This is a genomic window from Actinospica sp. (genome assembly GCF_035552695.1).
GTDB lineage: Bacteria > Actinomycetota > Actinomycetes > Streptomycetales > Catenulisporaceae > Actinospica.
Genome location: NZ_DASZKT010000280.1, coordinates 1 through 24,542 on the forward strand (window position 1 = coordinate 1; position 24,542 = coordinate 24,542).

Genomic DNA, 24,542 nt, shown 5'->3' on the forward strand with positions numbered 1-24,542 from the left:
GATGTGCACCGCGAGCACCGCGAGGCAGAGCACCGAGAGGTTGCGGTGCAGCGCGTTGACCTCGAAGCGCCCGACCGTCGTCGGCGCGTACCGCCCTGCTCCCGCGACGCCGAGCACGACGGCCGCGGTCAGCAGGATCAGGGCGATAGAACCTGTGGCGCGGGTCGCGAACCAAAGCGGATTGCCGAAGAGCGCGCTCATGCGCCTACCTCGCTAGCGCTCGGTAGGTGCAATCGCACGTGCACTGTGTCCAATGAATCGCTCGCAAGCTCGCTCATGAGCCGCCCGAGGTGGTGTGCGTACTCGCCGCGGTGGTCGGCGCCTGGGCGGGCGCCTGGGTGGGGGCCTGCAGGACCGGAGCGGGGGCGGACGAGGTGGTGGGAGCGGTCGTGGCCCCGGCGGAAGAGGGCGCATTCGACGCGCCGGTCCGTCCAACAGTCGCGCTCGGACTGCTTGGGCTGCTCGGACTGCTCCGGCTGCTCGAATTGCTCGAAGTGGGCGGCTTGGCGCTCGCCGAGCTCTTTCCGGGTAGCGCCTGCGCGTAGCCCCCGGCGAGCACCACGGCGCCCGCGGCCGACGCGACGGTGATCCAGCCGGTGGCGGTGCGTACCCGGCGCAGCCCGCGGTCGCGGGCATCGGCGCGGACGCGGGCGTCGTCGCTCGTCCGGTGCGGCAAGAGGCCTCCTCGGTCGGTGGCGGGCCGCCGTTCGACGACCCGGATCCAGACTCACCGATCGCCGGTTCGGAATCTGCCAGGGCAATGTTCAGATCCGGTAAGGACTGGCGGCTGTGGCGAAGCTGTTGCATGTGCGTTGTTACCGTGAGTGCGTGATAGAACGCCGCTCAACAGAGCAGCCGATGCCGGTGCGCGTGCTCGTCGTCGAGGATGACGAGGGGATCGCGTGGCCGTTGCGCCGTGGCCTGGCGCGCTCCGGGTACGAGGTGGAGACCGTGGCCAGCGGGCGCGAGGCACTGGAGGCCGGGCCCGCCGACGTGGTCCTGCTCGACCTGGGCCTTCCCGACCTGGACGGGCTCGAGGTGTGCCGCCGGCTGCGGGCGCTCAGCGACGCGGCGGTGATCGTGGTCACCGCGCGCGGGGAGGAGGGCGACCGGGTCGCGGCGCTGGACGACGGCGCGGACGACTACCTGGTCAAGCCCTTCGGCCTGGCCGAGCTCGAGGCCAGGATCCGCGCCGTACTGCGCCGGATGAACCCCGGCCGCACCCACTACACCGTCGGCCCGCTCACGGTCGATCCGCGCACCCGCCGCACCACGGTCCGCGGCGAGGAGGTGGCGCTCACCCCGAAGGAGTTCGACATCCTCGAATGCCTGGTCGCCGACCCGGGCCGCGCGATCTCCCGGCAGGAGCTGCTCACCCGCGTCTGGGACGAGAACTGGTACGGTCCGACCCGCGTGCTGGACGTGCACGTCGCGGCGCTGCGCCGCAAGCTTGCCATCGAGGGGCTGATCGAGACCGTGTACGGGCACGGCTTCCGCGTGGTCCCCGGAGCCGAGGTCGGGGACTGAGGACGTGTCACGCCGGATCGCGCTGGTGATCGTCGGACTGGTCGCCGCGCTGCTACTGCTCGCCGTGGTGCCGCTGGGCCTGTCGCTGACCGCGAACGAGCGCGCCTCGTTCGGCTTCTCCGTGCAGTCCGCGACCGACCAGGTCGCGGCGGAGGCCGAGGAGTACCTGACCGACCACAAGCCGGCGACCGCCATGTACAGCGCGTTGGACGACGCCGCGGCGCGGGGCGACTGCGCGAGCATCTACGCGAAGCCCTCGCAGATCGTGGCCTCGACCCCGTGCGGCCAGGCCTCCGACCCGGCCGCGGCCGGGCTCGCCGCGAAGGCGGGCGCCGGCGCCGGCCGGGTCAGTGCCCGGGACGGCGCCTGGCTGCTTTACGCGTCGCCGATCGGGGACGACGGAAAGATCTCCGGGGTCGCGGTGCTGGCGCGCTCGGCGGATCCGATGAACGACCGCATGACGGTCGTCTGGGCCTGGCTGGCCGGCAGCGGCCTCGCCGTGCTGCTGCTCGGCGTCCTGTTCGCGCTGCGGCTCGGGCGCTGGGTGGCCAGGCCGCTGACCGTGCTCGGCACGAGCGCGGCGCGTTTCGGCGACGGCGCGCTGGAGACCCGCGCGCCGATCGGGACAGGGCCGAACGAGGTACGCGAGCTGTCCGTCGCGTTCAATCGAATGGCCGAACGCATCCAGTCGCTGATCGGCAGCCACCGCGATTGGGTCGCCGACGTCTCGCACCAGCTGCGCACGCCGCTGACCGCGCTGCGCCTGCGGGTTGACGTACTCGCGGACGAGGCCGACGAGTCGACCGCGGCCGAGATGGCGGGCCTGCGGGCCGAGCTGACCCGCCTCGGCGGCCTGGTCGACGGGCTGCTCGCCGTCGCCAGGGCCGAGGCCAACGTGCCGCGCCCGGAGACCGTGCGCGCGGACGAGATCGCCGCCGACCGGGTCGCCGCCTGGGAGCCGGTGGCCAGGGAACGCGGCGTCTCGCTCAGCGCGCAGGGCTCCCGACCGGCCGCCGCGCGCCTCGGCCCCGGCGATCTGGAGCAGATGCTCGACAACCTGATCGCCAACGCCCTCGACTCCGTCCCGGAGAGCGGCGGCGTCGAGGTCTCGGTCACGTCCGCGGCGCAGCGCATCGTCGTCAGCGTCACCGACGACGGTCCGGGGATGAGCGAGCAGGCGCGCGAGAACGCCTTCCGCCGCTTCGGCAGGTCCGGCACCGGCGGCAACGGCCTCGGGCTCGCGATCGTGCAGCGGATCGCCTCGGCCAACGGGGCCGAGGTCGCGCTGGAGGAGACTCCCGGCGGCGGGCTCACCGTCGTGCTCCGGCTGCCGGTGCCGCAATGATCGGATTCGGCCGGTCGGTCTACCCGCTGTGGGGCGGGAAGGCGGTCGTGGTGACCGCGGAGCCGCAGGCGATCAACGCCGCCCGCGACCTGGTCCGGGCCGAGACGGCGGCGATGGACGCGGCCTGCAGCAGGTTCCGCCCGGACTCCGAGCTCACCCGGGTCAACGAGCTCGCCGGCGAGCCGGTGCACGTCGGCCCGCTGTTCGCCGAGGTCGTGTCCGCGGCGCTGCGCGCGGCGGCGGCCACGGCCGGAGACGTCGATCCGACCTGCGGCGCGGGTCTCGAGGCGGTCGGCTACGACCGGGATATCGAGGTGCTGCGGGAGGAAGGCGTGCGCATCGTCGTGCACGAGTACCTTCCGGCGCCGGGCTGGCAGAGCGTCGGCTGGAATCCGGGCACCCGGACCCTGCGGGCGCCACCGGGCTGCCGACTGGACTTCGGCGCCGTCGCCAAGGCCCTCGCCGCCGACCGCGCCGCCGCGGCCGTCGCCGACGGGATCGGCTGCGGGGTGCTCGTCTCGCTCGGCGGCGACATCGCCACGGCAGGCCCCGCGCCCGACAAGGGCTGGCGGATCAGGGTCACCGACGACCACCGCTCCGGCGAGTCGGCCCCGGGCCAGACGATCAGCGTGCACAGCGGCGCGCTGGCCACGTCGAGCACGACCGCGCGGCGCTGGCAGGGGCAGTCCGGGCCGCTGCACCACGTGCTCGACCCGCGCACCGGCAGGCCCGCGGACTCCTGCTGGCGCACCGTCAGCGTCACCGCGGCCAATTGCGTGGACGCCAATACCGCTGCCACCGCGGCACTCGTACGCGGTAAAGCCGCCGAGGCCTGGCTCGCGGGCCTCGGCCTGCCCGCGCGCCTCGTGCGCCACGACGGCACGGTACAGACCGTCGGCGGCTGGCCCGACGAAGCTGCCGAGACTCTCGAGGGCTGACTCAAAAGGGCGCGTTGAGCATGTCGTCGTTGATCAGAACGACGCGGTGGCCGGCGCGGTGCAGCAGGCTGGCGGCGATGGACGCGCGGTAGCCGGCGGCGCAGTGCACCCACAGTCGCCGGTTGGGCAGTTCGTGGGCGTGATCGAGGACGTCGGGCAGCGGCAGGTGGGTGGCTCCGGGCAGATGCCCGGCCTTCCACTCGTCGTCGCGGCGGACGTCGAGCACCATCGTGTCGTCGTCGATTCGAGGGTCCGGCAGATCGGCGAAGCGGCGCACCGGGTAGTGGACGGTCTCGGGCGCTCCGGGTATGTCGGCCAACGGTCCGAGATGGCGCCCCGCCGGGCGGTCGATGCCGATCCGGGTCAGGTCGCGCTGCGCGCGCAGCGCGGGATCCTCCTGGTCGGACAGCAGGATGACCGGGGTGTGCCGGGGGATCACCCAGCCGAGATAGCTGGTGAACGAGGGGCCGTATTCGACGCCGATCGATCCGGCCAGGTGCCCGGCGGCGTGCGCGACGCGGCTGCGCAGGTCCAGTACCCACACCCCGTCCTCGATGGCCGTGCGCAACCCCGGACCGTCGCAGGACGAAGGCGCCGACAGGTCCGAAGCGCTCGCGCCCGCCAGGTTGAGTTCGGCCATGTGCCGGTAGTAGGTCGGGTAGTCGATCAGGTCCGCGAGCAGGAGTTCGGTGAACTCGTACTCGTCGACGGCACGCATCGCCAGGTTCTCCCGGTGCTCCACACCGATGGTGGAACTGCCGGCCGACGTCGGGGCGCCGCCGGAACAGAAGCTGCCGAACCCGTGGGTGGGCAGCACCGCGACGTCCGCGGGCAGCCGCCCGAGCTTCCTGGCGGAGTGGAACTGGCGTTGGGTCAGGTCGACCGTTCGTTCGGGGCCTGACAAGTCGGTGCGGCCGGTAGTGCCGAACAGCAGGGAACCACCGGTGGCCACGGCGACCGGGCGACCGGCGTCGACCGCCACGTAACTCATGTGGTGCGGCGTGTGTCCCGGGGTTGCGATCGCACGCAGGTGGAAGTCGTCGCCCACGGCTATCTCGGTGCCGTCTGCCACCGGAAACCGGTCGAAGGACACGTGCTCGGCCTCGGCGACCAGGTACGGCACGTCGAGCAGTTCGGCCAGGGCGTACCCGCCGGACACGTAGTCGTTGTGGATGTGGGTCTCCGCGACGCAGCCGATCCGCACTCCGGCGTCCTTGGCCGCGGCGATGACCCGGTCGATGTCACGCTGCGGATCGATCACCGCTGCGACGGTGCCATCGTGTATCAGGTATGAGCGATCGCCCAACTCGGGCGTCTGCACCACCACGATCTCGATCGACATACTCAGTGTCCTTCCTTGAGGGTGGTCGAAGCCGCCGGAGTCGTCGTTCAATCGGTTTCTCGACCAGGTAATGCACCGCGGCGGCGACGCCGATCGCGAGCGCGAGATAGGCGATGAAGGAGGCCAGGGCCGACATACCGCCGGAGTTGTCCCACCAATGCCACCGACTGGTCAGCAGGAACACGGGCTTGTGAACGAGGTAGAGCGCGAAGGACCATTCGCCCAGGCGCAGCAGCGGCCACGAGTTCAGCCACCACCTGCGTGACCGCAAGTCCTGTGTCGCACCGGCGAGCAGCAGCACGGCCACGAAGGGCAGCACCAGCAGGGTCGCGAACGGCCGCTGGATCCCTGCCGCGGAATGCATGGTGTACACGGTCATGCCGCAGACCATTGCGACGAGCCCGATCAAAGCTCCCGGCCCGGCCCATCCCGGCGCGCGCAATCCCAGCACCACCGCGCGGGCCAGCAGCATTCCCAGCAGGAATTCGGCGAATCGGTAGGGCGGGAAGACGAAGAACAGCCATCCGTACGTCGTGGCCGACACCCCGATGGCCGTGGCGACGAGCGGCGCGGCGGCCATCACCGCGAGCGTGGCCACGGCCGTCACCAGCAGGCCCCGGCGGCCCATCCGGCGCACGGGGATGACGGCGAGCGGAAAGAGCAGGTAGAAGAACATCTCATCCGAGAGCGACCAGCTCACTCCGTTGCCGCCGTAGTACACCTGCTGGTTCGGCCACCAAGCCTGCAAGAGCAGGAGATCCGCGGCTTTTCCGAACAAGCCGGGGATCCGCTCCTGGGCGGCCAGTACCGCCATGGCGAACAGCGCCACCAGGAACTGGCTCGGCCATACTCTGGCCAACCGCAGCCACCAGAAACGCCGGGCCGGTTGTCGCCCGCACGACCAGGTCAGCACGAACCCGGAGATCACGAAGAAGAAGCTCACCCCGAGGTAGCCCAAGCCGTCGACGGTGCTGAGCCACCTGGCCCGCGCGAACTGGCCGCCGACGTGGATGAGCACGACGGGTACGGCGGCGAAGAAGCGCATCCCGGTCAGGCTGTCCAGGCGGCTGTTCACCGCGACCCGTGCGGCGGGGGGAGCGGATCGGATCGTCTCGGTCATCTCGCCACATTCTTGATCAACTACCTGAATGGAACTGGAAACGGATCTGGAAGGACTCTGAAAAACGGGTCTGAACCGCGAACAGCACGTAATGTCGCCAGGAGCGAAAGGGGCGGCGAAAGGAGTTCGGCGCATGGAGACGATTCCGGAGACCATGCAGGCCTGGGCGGTGACGGACCCGCCGGCCGGCGGTGGGGTGCTGCTCGAGCGGGTGCGGCGCGCGGTGCCCGAGCCGGGACCACGCCAACTGCTCGTACGAGTCGAGGCATGCGGCGTGTGCCGCACGGATCTGCACCTGGCCGAGGGCGACCTCCCTCCGCACCGCGCGCACTGCGTGCCCGGGCACGAGGCGGTCGGTCGGATCGTGGCGATGGGGCCGCAGGTCGCGGGGTATGCGCGCGGGCAACGAGTCGGCGTCGCGTGGCTCGCGGGGACGTGCGGCGAGTGCGAGTACTGCCTACGCGGCTCCGAGAACCTGTGTCAGCGTTCGACGTACACCGGCTGGGACTTGGACGGAGGCTACGCGCCGTACCTCACCGTGGACGCCGATTACGCCTACCGCCTGCCCGAATCCGCGTCCGCCGTCGAGCTCGCGCCGCTGCTGTGCGCCGGGATCATCGGCTACCGGGCCCTCAAGCGCGCCGAACTGCCGCACGCGGGACGCCTCGGCATCTACGGCTTCGGCGCCTCCGCGCACCTGACCGCGCAGTTGGCCATGGCGCAGGGCGCGACCGTACACGTGCTCACCCGTTCGGCCGATGCGCGGAAGCTGGCGTTGGAGCTCGGCGCCGCCTCGGCCCGAGCCTCACACGACGCGCCGCCCGAGCCGCTGAACAGCGCGATCCTCTTCGCCCCGGCCGGGGACCTGGTGCCCACGGCCCTCGAGGCGCTCGCGCCCGGAGGCACGCTCGCGATCGCCGGGATCCACCTGAGCGCCATCCCTCAGCTGGACTACGCGAAGCACCTCTTCCAGGAACGCTCGGTGCGCAGCGTCACCGCGAACACCCGCCAGGACGGCCGCGAGCTGTTCGAACTCGTCGAGCGCGCGCCGATCCGCGTCCAGACGCAGACTTACCCCATGGCCGAAGCCGACCTCGCACTCGCCGACCTGGCCGCGGACCGGGTCAACGGAGCGGCGGTACTCGTACCCTGATGGACGTGACCGACAACAACCCCCTGCGCATGGTCACGCTCACGCTGCTGGCGGACCGGGACTACCTCGCCTTGGCCAGAACCTCGGCGATGCACGTCGGCGCGCTGCTCTTCCTACCGCTGGCGCAGGTCCAGGATCTGCGTCTGGCGGTGGACGAGGCGTGCAGCTCGTTCCTGCAGTCGATGCGGCACGCCGACGCCGACGCCGCTATGACGGACACGATGGAAATCTCCTACGACCGGTACCCGGCCGCGCTGCACGTCATCGTGCGTGCCCCGGCGCCGCACGACTGGCCGGAGCGCGACGAACTCGGCTGGGCGCTGCTCGGCAGCCTCGTCGGCGACGTCAGCGTGAGCGTCGAGGACGGCATCGGCACGCTGACGCTCGTCGAGCCGCTGCCGAGCGGCGCCCAGCCGAGCTCAGCCGTTTGACTCGGCTGTTTCACTCCGGCGGCCGATTCACGCGCCGGAGATCGCGGCCCGGTCAACCCGCCGTGTGCTCCACCGCGATCACGTCTCCGCAGGTGAACCGCACCCAGCGCTGCTGGTCGAGCGGGGCGGTGCCGCGTTCGTCCGCCGTGCCGCGCCGGCACTGCGGGCAGCGCGCCTCGTGATCTCGCCAGGCGCGTTCGAAGGTCTCGAGTCCGACGTCGTGCACGAGTACCGTCGGGTGCGTCGCGCGGAACGGGTCGTAGCCGCCGCCGCTGTCGTGCGGCGGCCGGATGGTGTCGTCCAGGCTCTTTGTCTGGTCGTTCATGGCGTGCTCCGTGAGCTTGCTGTCTGGTACGAGCAGATGCGCCGAGTGCCCATTCCACCGCGTGCTACACCGCCGGGCCCGCCGGATTGAGCCAACCGAGTGGCCGACGCATCGACCGCGCTCATCGGGATACCAGAAGGCACGGATTCACCGGCCGAGAAGGGAGCGGTCAGCGTGGGACGCCTCATCGCCAAGCTCGACGCGTTTCAGCAACGGCACCACGCGATCGCCTTCCCGATCGCGGTGTGGCGAAAGTTCAGCGACGACCAGGCGGGCAACCTGGCCGCGCTCGTCGCGTACTACGCGTTCCTGTCCACCTTCCCGCTGCTGCTCGTGCTGGTCACCGTCCTCGGCATGGTGCTTGCCGGCAGTCCGCGGCTGCAGCAGGACGTGCTCAACTCGGCGCTCAGCGAGTTCCCCGTCATCGGGCAGCAGTTGCGCGCGAACGTGCACTCGCTCGGGCGCAGCGGCACGGGCCTCGTCATCGGCCTGGTGTTGACGTTCCTCGGCGCCCGCGGCGTGGCGAACGCCATGCAGAACGCGATGAACCAGGTCTGGGAGGTGCCGCGGCACGCGCGCCCGGGCTTTCCGTCCTCCTGGCTGCGCAGCTTCGCGCTGATCGCCACGATCGGGCTCGGCGTGATCGTCACGACCGTGCTGTCCGGCGTCGGCGCCTGGAGCGGCCACACCTTCCTCGGGGTGTGGGGGAGGGTCCTGAGCATCGCGCTGTCGCTGCTACTGAACATCGGCCTGTTCTGGCTCGGCCTGCGCGTCGCGACCGCGGCCGCGGTCACGTGGCGTCAGCTGCGCATGGGCGCGATCCTCTCCGCGGTCATCTGGCAGCTGCTCCAGTTCCTCGGCGGCTACGTCGTCGCCCACTCGCTGCGCCACGCCTCCGAGCTCTACGGCACCTTCGGCCTCGTGCTCGGCCTGCTCGCCTGGTTCCACCTGCAGGCACAGCTGACGTTGTACGCGGTGGAGGCTGACGTCGTGCGTGCCAGAAAGCTGTGGCCCCGCAGTCTGTTCCCGCCGCCGCTCACCGACGAGGACCGAGCCGCGATGCGCTCCTACGCCAAGGTGGAGCAGCGCCGACCCGAGGTCCGCGTCGAGACGCACTTCGGCGAGAACGACAAGCGCGGCGAGCGCGATGGGCAGCGAACGGAATGACCGACCCGCACCAGAGCGGCAATGAGCTCCGCCGGCCGCCGAGCTGTCGTTGGCCGCCGTCAGCCGTCGCTCGGACAGACCGGGACGACCGCGATCGGGACCGGCGAGTGGGCGAGCAGCCCGTCCACCACGTAGCCCGCGCCGACCGCGAACGGCCCGCGCTTGCGGTGCGCGCCGACGACGATGAGCCGGGTGGCGGAGCACTCCTCGTTCAGGATCGGCACCGCGTTGCCCACGCGCGCGACGATCTCGGTCCGCACGTCCGGGTAGCGCGCGCGGACGGGTTCGACGATCCGGGCCGCGTCGTCGGCCTCGTACTCGTCGCTGTCCTCGATGGTCACCGGCTCGGAGAGGGCGCCGGGACCGCCCGCCATACCGAGCGTCGCGGCTGCGGGCAGACCGAGGCCGGCCGGCGGCATCGACGGCACCCAGGCGCGCACTATGCGAAGCGGCGCGCAGTACCGGCGGGCGGCCGCGAAGGCGTATTCGACAGCTGATTCGTTCGCGTTCAGGCCGACGCCGAGCACCACCGGCCCGGTCGCCTGCTCCGGCTCCGGGCCGCGGACGACGACCAGCGGACCCTTCGCGTGCATCGCCAGCGTGCGGCTGACCGAGCCGAGCAGCATGCCGACGAACCCGCCGTGGCCGCGCGTGCCGGTGACGATCAGCACGTCCGGCGCGCTCAGATCCATGAGCCGGTGAACGGGGGTCTCCAGTGACGTCTCGGCCTCGACCGCGAGCCCCGGATACTGCCCGCTGACCTTCGCGGCAACGTCCGCCACGAGCTTGTTGCCCGCACGCTGCTGGCGCTCGGCGTAGTCCGCGGGCTCGATCGGCGGCACGGCCGAGTCCGGCAGGTGCAGCGCGTACATCAGGAGCAGCGGCACGCCGAGCGTCCGCGCCTCGCGCGCCGCCCACATAGCGGCGTGCAGCGCGCTGTCCGATCCGTCCACGCCGGCGACGACCCGCCGGACCGTCCTCCGCTCGGCGGACGCGTTCGCGTTCGTGGTCATGGCTGCCTCCCGCGGCTATCGGTCCACTGCGCCACGCCAGTGGCGAAGTGCTCAAGTGGCAAGGTCCCCGATACGCTCCCGAGCCTTGCTGAGCGAAACCGGAGTGAGAGGCTCGTGCCAGGGGTCCGCGTCCGCTAGCCGCTCGGGCATCGTGCGCAGCGTGAACCGGCTGGGCAGCAATGCCTCGTCCTCGAGTTCGCCCCAATGCAGCGGCGTGGCGACGCGCGCGTCCGGCACGGCCCGGACTGTGTACGGCACTACGGCGAGCTGGGCGTATGCATTGCGTGTCACGTCGAGGAACAGTCGGCCCGCGCGCTTGTTCTTGCGGATCTCGCTCGTGTAGCGGTCGGGCGCGCGTCTGGTGAGCACGGCGGTCACACTGCGTGCGAAGTCGCGCAACTCGTCGGCCTCGTAACGGCGCACCACCGGCACGCTCACGTGCACGCCGCGTCCGCCGGTCGTCTTCACGCGGCTCGGCAGGCCGAGGTCCTCGAGCAGTTCGTGCAGGTCCAGGGCTCCGCGCCGGACCTCGTCGAAGTCGGTGCCGGACGGGTCGAGGTCGAACATCACCTCATCCGGCCGGTCCAGCCGGTCGGCGCGTGCCAGCCAGCTGTGCAGCGTGATCGCGGCCTGGTTGGCGAGGTAGACCAGCGTCCGCTCGTCCTGGCAGAGGATGTGCGAGATCCTGCCGTCCTCCTTCGAGACGGTCACGGTCTTGACCCACGAAGGTATGTGCGCCGGGGCGGCCTGCTGGAAGAACGAGGACGCGTCGATGCCGTCGGGGTAGCGCGCCACCGCGAGCGGCCGATCGTGCACCTGCGGCAGCATCCGGTCGGCCACCGCCCGATAGTGCTCGATCAGGTCGCCCTTGGTGATCCCGCCCTCCGGAAACATCACCTTGTCCAGGTGGGAGAGCTTGACTGGGGTGGCAGGCATACGCGGACTCCTTCCTGCTGGTCTTCCCGCAAGGCCGGTCGCCCCCGGTTGCCCGCTCGTCCCCGAAGCCAATCCCTCCCGCCGAGACCCGTTTCATTTCGCGCCAGGCGGGCAACAGACGCCGCCCGGAACACCTAGCGCGCGACACCGAGCGCACGACACAGCCGAGAGGACACGGAGCGATGTCGGATATCGAACGCGACCCGATGGCCGTCCGCGAGTACGAGCGCACGCTGACCGAGGTGGCCGAGCGACAGGTGGTAGACGAGGCGGAGGACGCGATCTCGCGCGCCTGGATCGCCGAGCTCGACGCGGTGCGCCACGAAGGGCTGCGCCTGGCGATGACGCTGCGAGTGGCCGAGCGCATAGCACGGGAGAAGCTGCGCACGGCCCAAATCGTCGGCCGCCCAGACGAGCTTGCCCACGCCCACGCGAGGTTCGCGGTCACCAAGGCGGAGGCCTCACAGCGCCTGGGACACGCGAACGCCCTACTGGCCTCCGTCGACGTCGAGCTCGACGCCGTATGCCGCGCCGGCCTCGAACGCTCCCGCCGCAACGAGCGCGACATGGAGCGCCTCCGCACCGCGTGGACGGCAGCCTACGGCCAGGCGGGCGAGTGAGCTAAGGACTCGCCCGCGAACATCTTTCTCCGCGAAGGCCGCGAGGTAGTTCGTCCGTCACGGGTTCGTCGGCTCGATCATTCGGGTGATGTCCTCGCGGAGGGCGTCGAGGTCGCATCCGATGTCGGCCAACACCTTGGCCGCGACGCCCTTTCCTTCGAGAATCAGTCCGAGCAGCATGTGGCCGGTGCCGATGGATCCGTGCTGGAGGCGCTGCGCCTCGCGCACGGATAGCTCGAGCACCTTCTTGGCCCGTGGCGTGAACGGAATGTGGCCGGTGGGAGGCTTGCGTCCGGTCGAATCGAGCGCGCCCGGTCCGAACGCCGCCTCGGTCGCTCGCCTTACCTCGTCCAGATCGATTCCGAGGGTGGCGAGTGCCTCGTGATCCAGGCCTTCGCCGCCGACGATCACCAGGATCCTGCGGCGCAGGTCTTCGGCGCGTAGGCCGCGCTCGTTCAGCAGTTGCGCTGCTGGGCCGCGGTTCTCGGCCAGCAGGCCGAGCAGGAGGTGTTCGGTGCCGATGTAGTTGTGGCACAGCTGCCGGGCCTCGTCCTGGGCGAGCGCGACGGCCTGGCGCGCGTCCCCGGTGAACCGTTCGAACATCGTCATCGCTCCTTGGTGAGGATTCGTCGGCCGCCGCCGTGCTTCTTGTGGACCGCCTGCCGACTCACGCCGAGGCAGACGGCGATCTCCTGCCACGACCAGCCGAGCTTGCGCGCGTTTTCGACCTGCAGCTTCTCGAGTCGTTCGGCGAGCTCGCGCAGTGCGCGCACCGCCCGCAGCCCGACCGCCGGATCGCGGCTGCTCGCCTCCTGGGCGAGCTGTACTCCATCGCTCATGGTGTCAATGTAGGTTGACGGCGTCCGCACTGTCAACCTACATTGACAGCGTCATCGGCCTTCACCCCTCCCTGGTTTCAAGGGGTGCGCCTGCGGTTAGCCGGAGTGCAAGCCGAATGAAGTGCGAAGTGACGGGAGACGGCCATGACACACCCGGTGAGGTCCTGGGTGAGGCGCCCGGCGGCGGGGTCGGTGCCCGCTGGCCATGGTCATGGTCATGGCCATGACCGCGGCTCTGTGCGGATGGCCGAGTTGACCGTCGTCGCGGACAGGGAGTACCTGGCGCTTGCTCGGACGTCGGCGATGCAGGTGGCGGCGTTGCTTGGATTGTCGTTGCCGCAGGTGGCCGATCTTCGGCTTGCGGTGGATGAGGCGTGTACGTCGTTTCTGGTCGCCGCGCCCGGTCGGAGTGTGGAGCTTGCCGCGGTGACTGGCGCGACGCTGCATCTGAGCTACGACCGGTACCCGGACCGCCTGCGGGTCACGGTGCGTGGTCTGGCTCCGGCGATGTGGCCGACGCAGGACGAGTTCGGCTGGGAGATGCTGCACGCCGTCGCCGAGCAGGTGAAAACCGAGGTGGTGGACGGAATCGGCACGCTGACGTTCACCGAGCCGCTGGGCAATGGATGATGCGTGCCGGCACCGACGTTCATGGCGGGCGACGATACGCCGGAGCGGTTATGGTCGGAGACGTGGGCACGTACCGCAATCTGTCGGAGGACGAGGCGCGGCGCCTGCGCAAGGCCTCGGACGATCCCGGGACCGCGATGCTGGCCACGCTGTCGGATCGGCGGGAGTTCGACGAGAACTGGGTCGTGGAGCGCAAGCTGGACGGCGTGCGGGCGCTGGCGACGCGGGATGGCGAGCGGGTAAGCCTGCTCTCGCGCGGGGCGAAGGCATTCGATGACGCGTTTCCGGAGCTCGTCGATGCGCTCGCGGAGCAGGAGTGCACGGACTTCACCATAGACGGCGAGATCGTCGCGCTACACGACGACGTCACCGATTTCTCGCGGCTGCAGCAGCGAATCGGCATCACCAAGCCGGCCGAGGCACGCGCGAGCAGCGTTGCGGTGACCTACTTCGTGTTCGACCTGCTCCGCCTCGACGGTTACGACACGACGCGCCTTCCGCTGCTCACCCGCAAGTCGCTGCTGCACGACGTGCTGCGGTTCGGCGGTCCGCTGCGGTATACGACGCATCGGCCGGCCACGGGAGACGCTCGTCCGCTGCTGGAGGAGGCCTGTTCGAAGGGCTGGGAGGGCCTGATCGCGAAGCGGGCGGACGCGTCGTACGTGCACCGCCGGTCGCCGACCTGGCTCAAGCTCAAGTGCGCGCGCGGCCAGGAGTTCGTCGTCGGCGGGTTCACCGAGCCCTCGGGCAGTCGTGTCGGCTTCGGCGCGCTGCTCCTCGGTTACTACGACGGCGATCGGCTGCGTTACGCGGGCAAGGTCGGCACAGGCTGGGACACCAGGACGCTGCGCAGGCTGCGCGCCGAACTCGACGAACTCGAACAGCGCGAGTCGCCGTTCGACGGCGTCGTGCGTGAGCCCGCGGTGCACTGGGTGCGCCCCTCGTTCGTCGCACAGATCGGGTTCACCGAGTGGACGCGTGACGGAATGCTTCGGCACCCTCGTTATCTCGGGCGTCGGGAGGACAAGCGCGCTCGCGACGTGGTTCGAGAAGAACCAGCGCGGCGCACATGACGTAAAGCGCCGCGGCCCCAAGCGCGGACGCGTGCAGTCCGGGTAGGAAGCGTGCGGTGGCCTGCGCGGTCCGCTCCGGGTACGCGCGGCTGATGATCGTGAGTGTGCCCGGCAGCGGCAGCAGCGGCGCGGCGCCCACGCCCTGCACGGCCCGTGCCGCCACGAGCGACGCCGCGTTCGGGGCGAGACCGCAGGCCGGCGAGCTGACTCCGAACACGGTCAGGCCCGTCGTGACGATGCGCTTGTGGCCGTACCGGTCGCCGGCCGTGCCGCTGGGCAGCATCAACGAGGCCAGCGCGCTGACGCCTTGGGCGCATATGCCGATCGGTCCGGGGTAGCCGGGCGCCATGATCGAGACAGCCATGACCGAGACAGCCGTGATCGACACGACAGATCACCGCGGCCGCGCAGGCACCGTTCACGGGAGCACGCCGTCGGTACCGCCGCCGCTGCCGGACCCGGACCGTCCGGTCGAGCCGGACGTCTTCCCGCCGACGCCCGTGCCGGATCCGGAGCGTCCCGTCGAGCCCGGTCCGACGCCGTATCCGTTGCCCGATCCGGACCGCCCGATCGGCCCGGACCCGGACCGCCCGGTCACGCCGGAGCCCGAGCCGCCGCCGAACGCGGGCGCCGGTCCGGTTCAGCGCACGGCTCTGGTTTAGCGCACGGTGCAGGGGTCACTCGGAGTCACGACCTAGTGAGGAAGTGATCCTTCATGCACACCGCGCGGGAGGAGCGGATGGCCGCGGCGCAGTTGCCGCAGGCAAACGTCGTCTCCATCCTCTATGAGCAGCACGCGCAGTTGCGCGACCAGTTCGCCGTCGTGCCCGACCTGCGCGGCGAGTACCGCCGGGCCGCCTTCGACATGCTGCGCGAGATGCTGGCGCGGCACGAGGCAGCCGAGGAGTCGGTGCTGCGGCCGGTCACCTCGAAGCTGCTGCCCGCGGCGCTTTCGCGGGCTCGCAACGAGGAGGAGAAGGCGGCGACGCATCAGCTGGCCGAACTCGAGCGGATGGACGTCGACGGCTCCGAGTTCGCGCCGCGGCTGCGGCAGCTCGAGGAGCAGATGCTGCTGCACTTCGTCCGAGAGGAGACCGAGGAGTTCCCGGTCGTACTCGGCGAACTGAGCGCACACGAGCAGGAGGAGCTAGGGCGATGGATGCTGCGCGCCATCGAGCTCGCGCCGAGCCATCCGCACCCGACGCTCTCCGGGTCCCCGGTAGGCCAATCGGTTCTCGGACCGTTCGCGTCGCTCTACGACTGGGCGCGTGACCTGCTCATCAGGACGCGCGAGGAGCTTAAAGAGCGCTGATTCACGGCGCTGATTCACGGCACTGGTTCGAGAACCGAGCAGCTCGGGCCGTCGCAGGCATCTGTCATAAGCAGGCTATCGCGGGCGGCTATAACAGGCATCTGTCTCACGCATCTGGAGGTGCGGTCATGGTGCACGATTCGCATGAAGTGGACGTGGCGACCGGTGGCGCCAGGCGCCAGGTGGGCCGACTGCTGGCCACGCTGATCGGCGTCGCGTTGCTGGTGGTCGGCGCGTTCCTGGACTGGACGCCGTCGCACACCGGCGACAAGCTCAACGCCAAAGCCCTGCTGCAGCCGGACTTCGGCGGTGAATCCGACCTGGTCCGGACCGTCGGCGGACTCGCCATCCTGATCGGCCTGGTGGCGCTCATCGGCCTGGTCGACCGCACCGGCTGGCTCACCCGGCTGGCCGGCGCCGCGGCGCTGGTCGTGTTCGTCATGTTCGCGGTCGAGGCGTACCGGGTCTACGGGCACGACTTCACCACCGCCGTGCACGGCATGCGCGCCGGCGCGTGGCTGCTGCTCGCCGGCGGCGTCGTGGTGCTGCTCGGCGGTTTCTTCGGTGCTCACGAGGTCGTGGGCGTGCCCACCGCGGTCGAGGACGCGAACGTCCACCATTCGTCCATAGGGAAGTGAGCGCCGCGGCCTTGTTCGCGAAGGCGTTCGACAGTACCGTCCTGGCCGGTGGAACAGCATCGCCGATTCATCAGCAACCCGGTGTTGCCCGGGTCCCATCCAGATCCGTCCATCCTCCGGGTACGAGACGAGTACTACCTGGCCACCTCGACGTTCGAGTGGTATCCGGGCGTGCGGCTGCACCGCTCCGGTGACCTGGTGACGTGGACCGCGATCGGTGGCGCGCTCGACGAGCAACGGCTGCTGGATCTGACCGGGTGCCCAGACTCCGCGGGAGTCTGGGCACCCGACCTCTCGTATGCCGACGAGACGTTCTATCTCGTGTATTCGAACATTTCGACGTATGCCGGAGGATTCACCGACTGCCCGAACTACGTGGTGACCGCGCCGACGATCGAGGGCCCGTGGTCGGATCCCGTACTGCTGCATGCGCGCGGATTCGACGCGTCGCTGCTGCACGACGGCGACGAGAGCTGGCTGATCAACCTCGCGCACGATTGGCGTCCCGGACACGGCGGTTCGCTGGGGCTTGAGGCGACCCGCTTCGACCGGAAGCGGCGCCTGCTGGCCGGCGCGCCCGAGCAGATCATGCTGCCTGAGCGGGCCGGATGGATCGAGGGGCCGAACCTCTATCGGATCGGCGATTGGTACTACCTGCTGACGGCGGACGGCGGGACCGGCTACGGCCACCAGGTGACCGTCGCCCGATCGCGTACGCTGCACGGTCCCTACGAGCGCGATCCGCACGGTCCGCTGCTCACCGCGCGCGATCACCCGGACCTCCCGCTGCAGAAGGCGGGCCACGGCAGCCTCGTGCGCACGAGCGCGGGGGAGTGGTATCTCGCCTACCTGACCGCCCGGCCGCACGGTCGGCACGGGCCGTGCATCCTCGGCCGGGAGACGGCGCTGGCGCAGGTTGCCTGGACGGATGACGGCTGGCCCACGGTGCCCGGAGGGCTGCCGTCGCTCAGCGTTCCGGCTCCGAGTACCGACAAAGTGACTCAATACATTGAATCCGGACGAGATGGTTTCGACGAACTCGTCTTGGGATCTCAGTGGTCGACGTTGCGCCGTCCCGCGGCCGCCGATTGGCTGTCGTTGAGCGAGCGGCCGTCGCACCTGCGGTTGCGCGGTGGGCGCTCGCCGCGCAGTCTCGTCGGCGCGAGCCTCGTCGCACGTCGGGCCGCCGCGGCGCACTGCAGCTTCGAGGCGACCATGGATTACCGGCCGCTGACGACACACCACCTCGCAGGCGTCACCGCGTACTACAACAGTGAGAACTGGTACTTCCTGCACGTGACAGTGGACGATGACGGGCAACCGGTGGTCCGAGTCGCGAGCAGCAACCGTGGCCGCGTGTCCGTCGACGAACTCGAACAGCGCGCCCTCGGCGACACGACCCGGTTGAGCCTCGGTCTGGACCTGGCCGACGCCGAGCTGACCTTCCGCTACGACGCCGGGGACGGCTGGGCACAGGTCGGCGCGGCGTACGACGCGACCGTGCTCTCCGACGAGCACGCCGAGGTCATTGAGGACGGCGTGATCCGGGCGCTCGGATTCACGGGCACGTTCCTGGGCCTGTGGGCGTGGGACCTGAGCGGCGGCGGGCACCCGGCAGACTTCGGCGACGCGACGTACTCGACGACGTACTCGGCCCTCTGAGCCCGCAATCAATGGCCGGATTCAGCGGCGATGCGGTATCCGCGCTTGGGCACGGTCACCACGAGGCCGCCGTGTTCGCCGAGTGCCGCGCGCAGCCGGGCGACGGTGACCTCGACGATGTGGTCGGCGCCGCGGCGTCCCCAGACGCGGCGGAGCAGATCGGTGCGGGCCACGACCCGGCCGGGACTGCGGGCCAGCTCGTGCAGCACGGCCGCGGGCTGCGCGGGCAGGATGACGACGTTCCCGCCGATGCCCACGGCGTTGCCCTGCAGCACGAGGTCGCCGAGCGCGGTGGGAATGGTCTGCCGCAGCCGGCCGGGTAGCTCGTCGGTCAGGATCCGTACCAGCGATCCGAGCCTTCCGCGCTGCGGCCAGAGCGCGGGCAGCCGTTCGGCCAGGAACGGCCGGGCGCACAGTTCGCCGACACACGCGGCCAGCACCGGCTGCGTGAACGCGGCGCGCACCCTGGCCCCCTCACCGAGCGCGTCGGCGGCCTCGAAAAGGGCGCTCGCGCCGGGGGCGGAGGTGAAGGCGACGGCGTGCACCTCGCGGCGGGCGATCGCGTGCACCAGGCGGTCCACGGCGGCCGGGTCGGGCGACGGGCCCCAGCGGTAGACCGGCACGTCGATCACCTCGGCGCCGTGCTCGCGTAAGGCCTCGATGAAGACGGCGTCATAACTGGCGTGACGCTGGACCGCGATCCTGGTTCCGCGCAGCTGACGCGCGGTGAGCCAGTTGAGGATCTCCCGGCTCTCCTCGCTCGGCGAGGCATAGCTCTCGCTCAGGCCGGTGGCCCGCACGGCGCCGGTGGCCTTCGGGCCGCGGGTCAGCACCGAGGCGAGCATGCAGGAGGTGCGCAGCGCGTCCTCGAGCCCCCAGCCCTGGGCCGCGCTCATCCAGCCGCGCCAGCCGATCCCCGTCGTCGCCACCACGTAGTCGAGCGGCCCGCTCAGGCAGGCCTGGGTCGCCGCGAACAGCGGCGTCTCGTCCTCGAACTGCTGGATGCGCAGCGTAGGTGCCGACACGACGCGCGCACCCCGGCGTTCCAGCAGCGTCGTGAGCTCTTCGCGGCGGCGGTCGGCGGTGATCGCGACGACGCACCCGGCGAGCGGCACGGAGCCGTAGGGATCCGGGAAGACGGCGGCTGCCGACGTGTGCATGCGCCGAGAATGGTCAGCGGGCGTTTCCGCCAGGTTTCCCCGGTGCGACCGGGCCATCAAAATCCCCCTAGAAAAGGCGCTCACACCGGGGGACATGCGCGGAGAGAGTGGCACGTTGCGGCGCCGCAACCAGGCAGAGACGGCCGGGAAACCGCATTCGGCGAGCTTCAAGGGAAGGTCACCGCCCACTGACGAACCGGAGAATCCCCGATGTCGCGTTGGATTACCGAATGGAACCCCGAGGACGGAACGTTCTGGCGTGGACAAGGCAGACGTGTCGCCCTGCGCAACATGATCACGTCCATCGCCTGTGAGCACATCGGCTTCTCGGTGTGGAGCCTGTGGTCGGTCCTGGTGCTCTTCCTCGGCCCGACCTACCACGTGGACGCGGCGGGCAAGTTCATGCTGACCGCGATTCCGACCTTTGTCGGCTCGGTGCTGCGGCTGCCGTACAGCTACGCGGTCGTGCGCTTCGGCGGTCGCAACTGGACGATCATCAGCGCCCTGCTGCTGCTCGTCCCGACGATTTCGGCGTCGCTCCTGATCCACCCGGGCGTCTCGTACACGACGCTCGTGGTGCTCGCCGCGGTCGCGGGAGTCGGCGGTGGCAACTTCGCCTCGTCGATGACCAACATCAACGCCTACTACCCGCGCCGGCTCAAGGGCTGGGCGCTCGGCCTGAACGCCGGCGGCGGGAACATCGGCGTGGCCGTCGTCCAGCTCGTCGGCCTGCTGGTGCTCGCCACGGCGGGCAAGGACCACCCGGCGGTGCTCACCGGCGTCTACATCCCGCTGATCGTACTCGCCGCCACGGCCGCCGCCCTGTTCATGGACAACCTCACGGTGCAGCGCGACAAGGGCGCGATGGCCGCGGCCACGAAGCTGCCGCAGACCTGGGTCATCTCACTGCTCTACATCGGCACCTTCGGCTCGTTCATCGGCTTCGGATTCGCGTTCGGCCAGGTGCTGCAGGTGCAGTTCGCCCATCAGTACTCGACCCCGCTCAAGGCCGCGTACATCACCTTCATCGGCCCGCTGATCGGCTCGCTGGTACGCCCGATCGGCGGCAAGCTCGCGGACCGCTTCGGCGGCGGCGTGGTGAGCTTCGCGACGTTCGTGCTGATGGCGGGTGGGACCGCCGTGGTGCTCGCCGCCTCCTCGGCCAAGTCCCTCGGCCTGTTCGTCGCCGGTTTCGTGCTGCTGTTCGCGTTCAGCGGCATCGGCAACGGCTCGGTCTACAAGCTCATCCCGGTCGCCTTCCAGGACCGTCCGGACGCCGAGCGCATCACCGGCGCGGTGATCGGCATCGCCGGAGCCATCGGCGCGCTCGGCGGTGTGCTGGTCAACATCGCGTTCCGCGAGTCCTTCCTGACGACCAAGAACGGCAACGCGGCCTACATCGCCTTCATCGCGTACTACGTGCTCTGCTTCGCCGTCACCTGGGCGGTGTACCTGCGCAAGGCCCGCGTGTCCGCCGCGGAACCCGCTGTGGAGCAGGCCGTGGAACCGGCGGCCGAGGCTGCCTGACGAACAACCGTTCATCGGTGTTCACAAGCATCGCGTGCTGTGTCGGGAAACCACACAGCACGCGATGTTGCTATGGCCGGTCACTCGATCGACCGGAGGGTCGATTCCGCACTCGATTGCAGAGGGCTCGCGGCGCGCTTCCTGCGCCTGATTGACACCGTACGTCTCCCTCACTAGCGTCGGTAGCAATCGATTGCATAACCGAGACTGTGGGCGCGGACGGAGAGCTTGGATGGCGGTCGGGTGGATTGGCACGGGGCGGATGGGCGCGGCGATGATCCGGCGGCTCGGGCAGGGGGGCGTAGAGGATCTGGTCGTGTGGAACCGGACGCGGGCCAAGGCCGAGGCGCTGGGCGCGGACGGGAGTGTGGCGGTCGCCGAGCGGATCGCCGATCTGGCCGAGTGCGAGGTCGTATTCACCACCGTGGCCGGGTCGGCGGACCTCGAACGGGTGATCACGGGGCCGGACGGACTGCTGTCCCGCGACGACGCGGCTCCCGCGGTGATCGTGGACGCCTCGACAGTGTCCGCCGAGGCGTCGGCCGCGGTCCGCGAGGCTGCGGCGTCGCGCGGTGTGGCCTTCCTCGCGGCTCCGGTCAGCGGCAACGCCAAGGTGGTCGCGGCCGGGCGGCTCGGCTTCGTCGTCTCAGGGCCTGAGGACGCGTTCCGGCGGGTCGAGCCGCTGCTCCAGCTCATCGCCGATTCGGTGACGTACGTCGGCGACGACGACTCCGCGCGGCTCGTCAAGATCTGTCACAACCTGTTCCTCGGCGTCGTCACGCAGTCCCTGGCGGAGATCCTCGTGCTCGCCGAGAAGGGCGGGATCTCCCGCGCCGCGCTGCTCGACTTCCTCAACCACAGCGTGCTGGGCTCGACCTTCACCCGGTACAAGACCCCTGCCTTGGTGAAGCTGGACTACACGCCCACCTTCACCCCCGTCCTGCTCCGCAAGGACTTCGACCTCGGACTCGACGCCGCGCACGACCTGGACGTGCCGATGCCGGTCGCCGCGCTGGTACAGCAGCTCGTCCAGGGCACGATCAGCAATGGACGCGGCGCGGAGGACTTCGCCGTGCTCCTCGACCAGCAGGCCGCGAGCGCGGGCCTCGTCCTCATGCCGGAAGACGCAGAGGTCGACGACGGTCTGGCGGCCTGAAGCCCGTGCGGACGCACCGACGACAGGCTCCTCGCGGCTAACCCGTACTAAAATGACCAGAGTTGTGAACCGCGCCCGCTCCTCAACGCCGAGGTGATCGCATGGACCAGTCCGGTGCCCTCAAGCTCGCTCCCACGCAACTGCTGATCGGCGGCGATCGGCGGGACGCGGCCGACGGCTCGGCCTTCGACGTCTACGACCCCGCGACCGCCGAGGTCATCGCCCAGGTGGCCGATGGCAGCGTGGCGGACGGACTGAGCGCGGTCGAGGCCGCGGCGGCCGCGGGCCCGGGGTGGGCCGCGACCCCGCCACGGCAGCGGGCCGAGGTGCTGCGCCGTGCGTTCGAGCTGATGACCGAGCACGCCGAGGAACTCGCGTACCTGATGGTGCTGGAGAACGGCAAGGCCCTGCGCGACGCCCGCGGCGAGGTGGCGTACGCGGCCGAGTTCTTCCGCTGGTACGCCGAGGAGGCCGTGCGTGGCTTCGGCGAGCTCGGCACGGCCCCGTCCGGCAGCAACCGCATCCTCGTGCTGCGTCAGCCGGTCGGCGTATGCGTGCTGGTCACGCCGTGGAACTTCCCGGCCGCGATGGCCACCAGGAAGATCGGCCCCGCGTTGGCCGCCGGCTGCTCGATGGTGCTCAAGCCCGCGAGCGACACGCCGCTGACCGCGCTCGCCATCGGTGCGCTGCTGGAGGAGGCGGGCCTGCCCGCGGGCGTGGTCAACGTGCTCCCGTCGCGCAAGTCCGGCCCTGTGGTCTCCGCGATGCTGCACGACCCGCGGGTGCGGAAGCTGTCGTTCACCGGCAGCACCGAGGTCGGCCGCTCGCTGCTGCACGAGGCCGCCGACACCATCGTGAACACCTCGATGGAGCTCGGCGGCAACGCCCCCTTCCTGGTCTTCGACGACGCCGATATCGACTCCGCCATCCAGGGCGCGATGATCGCCAAGATGCGCAACGGCGGCGAGGCCTGCACCGCGGCGAACCGCTTCTACGTGCACCGACGTGTCGCCGGCGAGTTCTCCCGCGGGCTGGCCGAGGCGATGGGCCGCCTCGTGGTGGGCCCGGGCACCGACCCGTCGACCGAGCTCGGCCCGCTGGTCAACCCGGCCGCCGTCGAGAAGGTCGAGGAACTGGTCACCGGCGCCCTCGACGACGGCGCCCGCGCGCTGATCGGCGCAGCCCGCCCGGATCGCCGCGGCTGGTACTACGAGCCCACCGTGCTGACCGACGTGCGCAAGAGCAACCCGATCCTCGGCGAGGAGGTCTTCGGCCCGGTCGCCCCCATCGTCGTGTTCGACGACGACGAGGAGGCGATCGCCGCGGCCAACGACACCGAGTTCGGGCTCGTCTCCTACCTCTACACCGGCGACCTCGCCCGCGGCCTGCGCGTCGCCGAGGCCCTCGAGGCGGGCATGGTCGGCCTGAACAGGGGGCTGGTCAGCGACCCGGCGGCCCCGTTCGGCGGCGTCAAGCAGAGCGGGATCGGCCGCGAGGGCGGGCACGAAGGAATGCTCGAATATCTGGAGTCGAAGTACATCGCCGTGCAGTGGTGACGAGCCGTCATCCGGCGCCCAGCTGCTCGGCGACCCAATCCGCCGTCTTATAGCGGTGCAGCGCGGCCACGTTCATGCAGCCGTGGTTGCCGTTCTCCAGCAGCAGGAAGGTCGTCGGGCCCTCGGCCTCGGCGGAGAGACGCTCGGCGTCCTGCCAGGGGAAGAGCCGGTCGCGTTTGCCCGCGACGACGAGAAGCGGGCAACGGATCGACGGCGCGTGGCCGTCGAGCCCGAGCGAACGGGCGTACGCACGGGCCTGCTCGGCGTTCGGCAGATGCGAGCGAACCCGGAAGGCCTCGCGGGTCAGCGCGGGAAGTTCGTCCCAGCAGGCGCCGAGGTTGTACGGGCCGGCGAGCGCGACGCATGCCTTCACGCGCTCGTCACCGGCGGCGACGCGCGGCGCGTAGTATCCACCGAGGCTGATGCCCCAGACCGCGATACGCTGCGGATCCACCCCCTTGATGCGGGTGACGGCATCGATGATCGCGGCGCCGGGCTTCTCCCAGTCGGCCCGGATCGGCAGATCGTACTCGGCCTCGCCCTGACCCGGCCCGTCCACGCTGAACGTGCCGACGCCGCGCTCGAGGAACAGCGCCTCGGTCGTCCGGAACTCCTCCTTCGTCGAGTCCAGGCCCGGAATCATCACGACCAGCGGGTGCGGTCCCTGGCCGGTCGGCAGCCGCAGCACGCCGACGAGTCGGGAGCCGTCGTACGGGATCTCCACGCGCCGGCCCGGCGGGTCGAGGTACGGCAGCGCGCCGTCGAGGCAGCGGACGGCCTCGGTGTGCGCGGCACGCATCTGCGCCGGGTGCTGCACGAACAGGAACTTGGCGAAGTGGTAGTAGACCGCGGCCTGCGCGAAATGCTGCCCGGCCGAGCGCAGCCGCGAATCGGCCTCCGCCTCCTCGGCGAGCAGGCGGTGCTCGGCCGCCACCGCGCTCCACGCCTCGCACCAGTCGGACCAGTGTTCGAGGCCGCTCGTGATGCGTTCGAAGTCTGATACCGCCACGCCGTTCGTGGTGAAGCGCGGCGCCCAGTTCGAGATGGCTGAGGCGACCAGGTCGTCCATGCT

Annotated in this window: 26 protein-coding genes and 2 pseudogenes; 16 read left to right on the forward strand and 12 right to left on the reverse strand. The window is 70.5% G+C overall.

What is annotated here, in order from left to right:
* Positions 1 to 201: pseudogene (locus VG296_RS32435) on the reverse strand (ferric reductase); the annotation flags it as partial.
* 73 nt (positions 202 to 274) lie between these two features.
* Entirely contained in the window at positions 275 to 676 is a 402-nt protein-coding gene (locus VG296_RS32440) for a hypothetical protein (RefSeq protein ID WP_325572366.1), read from the reverse strand.
* 152 nt (positions 677 to 828) lie between these two features.
* Here VG296_RS32440 and VG296_RS32445 point away from each other — a divergent pair, with 152 nt between their 5' ends.
* From VG296_RS32445 to VG296_RS32455, 3 genes are read left to right on the forward strand one after another with little or no spacing between them, the layout of a single operon-like run.
* Positions 829 to 1,527 carry a response regulator transcription factor gene (locus tag VG296_RS32445; protein ID WP_325572368.1) on the forward strand — a complete coding sequence of 233 codons (699 nt, stop codon included), beginning with the start codon at positions 829 to 831 and terminating at the stop codon, positions 1,525 to 1,527.
* 4 nt (positions 1,528 to 1,531) lie between these two features.
* On the forward strand, positions 1,532 to 2,872 hold the full coding sequence (locus VG296_RS32450; RefSeq protein ID WP_325572370.1) for a HAMP domain-containing sensor histidine kinase: 1,341 nt from the start codon (positions 1,532 to 1,534) through the stop codon (positions 2,870 to 2,872).
* A complete protein-coding gene (locus VG296_RS32455; protein ID WP_325572372.1) occupies positions 2,869 to 3,810 on the forward strand; it encodes an FAD:protein FMN transferase in 942 nt (313 codons plus the stop codon). The genes VG296_RS32450 and VG296_RS32455 overlap by 4 nt, the downstream gene beginning before the upstream one ends.
* Position 3,811: 1 nt before the next feature.
* Here VG296_RS32455 and VG296_RS32460 read toward each other — a convergent pair whose 3' ends face one another.
* Both VG296_RS32460 and VG296_RS32465 read right to left on the reverse strand, forming a co-directional pair.
* Positions 3,812 to 5,152, reverse strand: a complete 1,341-nt coding sequence (locus VG296_RS32460; protein ID WP_325572374.1) for an MBL fold metallo-hydrolase — start codon at positions 5,150 to 5,152, stop codon at positions 3,812 to 3,814.
* The gene (locus VG296_RS32465) at positions 5,052 to 6,272 is read right to left on the reverse strand and encodes an acyltransferase (RefSeq protein WP_325572376.1); all 1,221 of its coding nucleotides are present in this window, start codon (positions 6,270 to 6,272) and stop codon (positions 5,052 to 5,054) included. Before VG296_RS32465 ends, VG296_RS32460 begins: the two co-directional genes overlap by 101 nt.
* A 154-nt stretch (positions 6,273 to 6,426) precedes the next feature.
* Here VG296_RS32465 and VG296_RS32470 point away from each other — a divergent pair, with 154 nt between their 5' ends.
* Both VG296_RS32470 and VG296_RS32475 read left to right on the forward strand, forming a co-directional pair.
* Positions 6,427 to 7,425, forward strand: a complete 999-nt coding sequence (locus tag VG296_RS32470) for a zinc-dependent alcohol dehydrogenase family protein (RefSeq protein ID WP_414641160.1) — start codon at positions 6,427 to 6,429, stop codon at positions 7,423 to 7,425.
* Positions 7,426 to 7,430: 5 nt separating this feature from the next.
* Positions 7,431 to 7,856, forward strand: coding sequence for an ATP-binding protein (locus tag VG296_RS32475; protein WP_325572382.1), 426 nt, complete (start codon positions 7,431 to 7,433; stop codon positions 7,854 to 7,856).
* A 52-nt stretch (positions 7,857 to 7,908) separates the two neighbouring features.
* Here VG296_RS32475 and VG296_RS32480 read toward each other — a convergent pair whose 3' ends face one another.
* Positions 7,909 to 8,181, reverse strand: coding sequence for a hypothetical protein (locus VG296_RS32480; protein ID WP_325572384.1), 273 nt, complete (start codon positions 8,179 to 8,181; stop codon positions 7,909 to 7,911).
* Positions 8,182 to 8,355: 174 nt separating this feature from the next.
* On the opposite strand from VG296_RS32480, the gene VG296_RS32485 reads away from it, so the two are divergent.
* Positions 8,356 to 9,348: a YihY/virulence factor BrkB family protein gene (locus tag VG296_RS32485; RefSeq protein ID WP_325572386.1), complete on the forward strand. Its 993-nt coding sequence runs from the start codon at positions 8,356 to 8,358 to the stop codon at positions 9,346 to 9,348.
* Between the two features lie 59 nt (positions 9,349 to 9,407).
* Here the strand turns inward: VG296_RS32485 and VG296_RS32490 are convergent, their stop codons facing one another.
* Entirely contained in the window at positions 9,408 to 10,361 is a 954-nt protein-coding gene (locus VG296_RS32490) for a universal stress protein (protein WP_325572388.1), read from the reverse strand.
* A gap of 51 nt (positions 10,362 to 10,412) precedes the next feature.
* Complete coding sequence (gene ligD, locus VG296_RS32495) at positions 10,413 to 11,297, reverse strand: non-homologous end-joining DNA ligase (protein ID WP_325572390.1); 885 nt, start codon at positions 11,295 to 11,297, stop codon at positions 10,413 to 10,415.
* A gap of 182 nt (positions 11,298 to 11,479) precedes the next feature.
* Here ligD (VG296_RS32495) and VG296_RS32500 point away from each other — a divergent pair, with 182 nt between their 5' ends.
* On the forward strand, positions 11,480 to 11,917 hold the full coding sequence (locus VG296_RS32500) for a hypothetical protein (RefSeq protein ID WP_325572392.1): 438 nt from the start codon (positions 11,480 to 11,482) through the stop codon (positions 11,915 to 11,917).
* A gap of 75 nt (positions 11,918 to 11,992) precedes the next feature.
* Here the strand turns inward: VG296_RS32500 and VG296_RS32505 are convergent.
* Together VG296_RS32505 and VG296_RS32510 are read right to left on the reverse strand one after the other, a co-directional pair.
* A pseudogene (locus VG296_RS32505) lies at positions 11,993 to 12,520 on the reverse strand (Clp protease N-terminal domain-containing protein); the annotation flags it as partial.
* Positions 12,521 to 12,522: 2 nt separating this feature from the next.
* The gene (locus tag VG296_RS32510; protein ID WP_325572396.1) at positions 12,523 to 12,756 is read right to left on the reverse strand and encodes a helix-turn-helix domain-containing protein; all 234 of its coding nucleotides are present in this window, start codon (positions 12,754 to 12,756) and stop codon (positions 12,523 to 12,525) included.
* A gap of 243 nt (positions 12,757 to 12,999) precedes the next feature.
* On the opposite strand from VG296_RS32510, the gene VG296_RS32515 reads away from it, so the two are divergent.
* On the forward strand, positions 13,000 to 13,386 hold the full coding sequence (locus VG296_RS32515) for a hypothetical protein (RefSeq protein WP_325572398.1): 387 nt from the start codon (positions 13,000 to 13,002) through the stop codon (positions 13,384 to 13,386).
* 50 nt (positions 13,387 to 13,436) lie between these two features.
* Positions 13,437 to 14,459 carry a non-homologous end-joining DNA ligase gene (gene ligD / locus VG296_RS32520; RefSeq protein ID WP_414641158.1) on the forward strand — a complete coding sequence of 341 codons (1,023 nt, stop codon included), beginning with the start codon at positions 13,437 to 13,439 and terminating at the stop codon, positions 14,457 to 14,459.
* On the opposite strand, the gene VG296_RS33355 is transcribed toward ligD (VG296_RS32520), so the two are convergent.
* Complete coding sequence (locus tag VG296_RS33355) at positions 14,350 to 14,823, reverse strand: MFS transporter (RefSeq protein WP_414641159.1); 474 nt, start codon at positions 14,821 to 14,823, stop codon at positions 14,350 to 14,352. The genes ligD (VG296_RS32520) and VG296_RS33355 overlap by 110 nt on opposite strands.
* On the opposite strand from VG296_RS33355, the gene VG296_RS32530 reads away from it, so the two are divergent.
* From VG296_RS32530 to VG296_RS32545, 4 genes are all read left to right on the forward strand, one after another.
* On the forward strand, positions 14,807 to 15,121 hold the full coding sequence (locus VG296_RS32530) for a hypothetical protein (RefSeq protein WP_325572405.1): 315 nt from the start codon (positions 14,807 to 14,809) through the stop codon (positions 15,119 to 15,121). The two genes, VG296_RS33355 and VG296_RS32530, sit on opposite strands and share 17 nt — an antisense overlap.
* A 53-nt stretch (positions 15,122 to 15,174) precedes the next feature.
* Positions 15,175 to 15,771, forward strand: a complete 597-nt coding sequence (locus tag VG296_RS32535; RefSeq protein WP_325572407.1) for a hemerythrin domain-containing protein — start codon at positions 15,175 to 15,177, stop codon at positions 15,769 to 15,771.
* Positions 15,772 to 15,899: 128 nt separating this feature from the next.
* Positions 15,900 to 16,409, forward strand: coding sequence for a sugar:proton symporter (locus VG296_RS32540; RefSeq protein WP_325572409.1), 510 nt, complete (start codon positions 15,900 to 15,902; stop codon positions 16,407 to 16,409).
* 48 nt (positions 16,410 to 16,457) lie between these two features.
* Positions 16,458 to 18,071, forward strand: a complete 1,614-nt coding sequence (locus VG296_RS32545) for a family 43 glycosylhydrolase (RefSeq protein ID WP_325572411.1) — start codon at positions 16,458 to 16,460, stop codon at positions 18,069 to 18,071.
* Between the two features lie 8 nt (positions 18,072 to 18,079).
* Here VG296_RS32545 and VG296_RS32550 read toward each other — a convergent pair whose 3' ends face one another.
* Positions 18,080 to 19,231, reverse strand: coding sequence for a uroporphyrinogen-III synthase (locus VG296_RS32550; protein WP_325572413.1), 1,152 nt, complete (start codon positions 19,229 to 19,231; stop codon positions 18,080 to 18,082).
* Between the two features lie 210 nt (positions 19,232 to 19,441).
* Here VG296_RS32550 and VG296_RS32555 point away from each other — a divergent pair, with 210 nt between their 5' ends.
* The 3 genes from VG296_RS32555 to VG296_RS32565 all read left to right on the forward strand — a co-directional run bounded on the left by VG296_RS32555 (position 19,442) and on the right by VG296_RS32565 (position 23,470).
* Positions 19,442 to 20,758: a nitrate/nitrite transporter gene (locus VG296_RS32555; protein ID WP_325572415.1), complete on the forward strand. Its 1,317-nt coding sequence runs from the start codon at positions 19,442 to 19,444 to the stop codon at positions 20,756 to 20,758.
* Positions 20,759 to 20,990: 232 nt separating this feature from the next.
* Positions 20,991 to 21,914: an NAD(P)-dependent oxidoreductase gene (locus tag VG296_RS32560; protein ID WP_325572418.1), complete on the forward strand. Its 924-nt coding sequence runs from the start codon at positions 20,991 to 20,993 to the stop codon at positions 21,912 to 21,914.
* Positions 21,915 to 22,015: 101 nt separating this feature from the next.
* Positions 22,016 to 23,470 carry an NAD-dependent succinate-semialdehyde dehydrogenase gene (locus tag VG296_RS32565; protein ID WP_325572420.1) on the forward strand — a complete coding sequence of 485 codons (1,455 nt, stop codon included), beginning with the start codon at positions 22,016 to 22,018 and terminating at the stop codon, positions 23,468 to 23,470.
* A gap of 7 nt (positions 23,471 to 23,477) precedes the next feature.
* On the opposite strand, the gene VG296_RS32570 is transcribed toward VG296_RS32565, so the two are convergent.
* Complete coding sequence (locus VG296_RS32570; protein ID WP_325572422.1) at positions 23,478 to 24,539, reverse strand: alpha/beta hydrolase family protein; 1,062 nt, start codon at positions 24,537 to 24,539, stop codon at positions 23,478 to 23,480.
* Between the last annotated feature and the right edge of the window lie 3 nt (positions 24,540 to 24,542).

Bases quoted from the DNA above. Each gene is read 5' to 3' on its own strand.
- VG296_RS32455 (WP_325572372.1), top strand. From the start codon at position 2,869: ATGATCGGATTCGGCCGGTCGGTCTACCCGCTGTGGGGCGGGAAGGCG.
- VG296_RS32460 (WP_325572374.1), bottom strand. From the start codon at position 5,152: ATGTCGATCGAGATCGTGGTGGTGCAGACGCCCGAGTTGGGCGATCGC.
- VG296_RS32465 (WP_325572376.1), bottom strand. From the start codon at position 6,272: ATGACCGAGACGATCCGATCCGCTCCCCCCGCCGCACGGGTCGCGGTG.
- VG296_RS32470 (WP_414641160.1), top strand. From the start codon at position 6,427: ATGCAGGCCTGGGCGGTGACGGACCCGCCGGCCGGCGGTGGGGTGCTG.
- VG296_RS32480 (WP_325572384.1), bottom strand. From the start codon at position 8,181: ATGAACGACCAGACAAAGAGCCTGGACGACACCATCCGGCCGCCGCAC.
- VG296_RS32490 (WP_325572388.1), bottom strand. From the start codon at position 10,361: ATGACCACGAACGCGAACGCGTCCGCCGAGCGGAGGACGGTCCGGCGG.
- ligD (WP_325572390.1), bottom strand. From the start codon at position 11,297: ATGCCTGCCACCCCAGTCAAGCTCTCCCACCTGGACAAGGTGATGTTT.
- VG296_RS32500 (WP_325572392.1), top strand. From the start codon at position 11,480: ATGTCGGATATCGAACGCGACCCGATGGCCGTCCGCGAGTACGAGCGC.
- VG296_RS32510 (WP_325572396.1), bottom strand. From the start codon at position 12,756: ATGAGCGATGGAGTACAGCTCGCCCAGGAGGCGAGCAGCCGCGATCCG.
- VG296_RS32515 (WP_325572398.1), top strand. From the start codon at position 13,000: ATGGCCGAGTTGACCGTCGTCGCGGACAGGGAGTACCTGGCGCTTGCT.
- ligD (WP_414641158.1), top strand. From the start codon at position 13,437: ATGGTCGGAGACGTGGGCACGTACCGCAATCTGTCGGAGGACGAGGCG.
- VG296_RS32530 (WP_325572405.1), top strand. From the start codon at position 14,807: ATGATCGAGACAGCCATGACCGAGACAGCCGTGATCGACACGACAGAT.
- VG296_RS33355 (WP_414641159.1), bottom strand. From the start codon at position 14,823: ATGGCTGTCTCGATCATGGCGCCCGGCTACCCCGGACCGATCGGCATA.
- VG296_RS32535 (WP_325572407.1), top strand. From the start codon at position 15,175: ATGCACACCGCGCGGGAGGAGCGGATGGCCGCGGCGCAGTTGCCGCAG.
- VG296_RS32540 (WP_325572409.1), top strand. From the start codon at position 15,900: ATGGTGCACGATTCGCATGAAGTGGACGTGGCGACCGGTGGCGCCAGG.
- VG296_RS32550 (WP_325572413.1), bottom strand. From the start codon at position 19,231: ATGCACACGTCGGCAGCCGCCGTCTTCCCGGATCCCTACGGCTCCGTG.
- VG296_RS32555 (WP_325572415.1), top strand. From the start codon at position 19,442: ATGTCGCGTTGGATTACCGAATGGAACCCCGAGGACGGAACGTTCTGG.
- VG296_RS32560 (WP_325572418.1), top strand. From the start codon at position 20,991: ATGGCGGTCGGGTGGATTGGCACGGGGCGGATGGGCGCGGCGATGATC.
- VG296_RS32565 (WP_325572420.1), top strand. From the start codon at position 22,016: ATGGACCAGTCCGGTGCCCTCAAGCTCGCTCCCACGCAACTGCTGATC.
- VG296_RS32570 (WP_325572422.1), bottom strand. From the start codon at position 24,539: ATGGACGACCTGGTCGCCTCAGCCATCTCGAACTGGGCGCCGCGCTTC.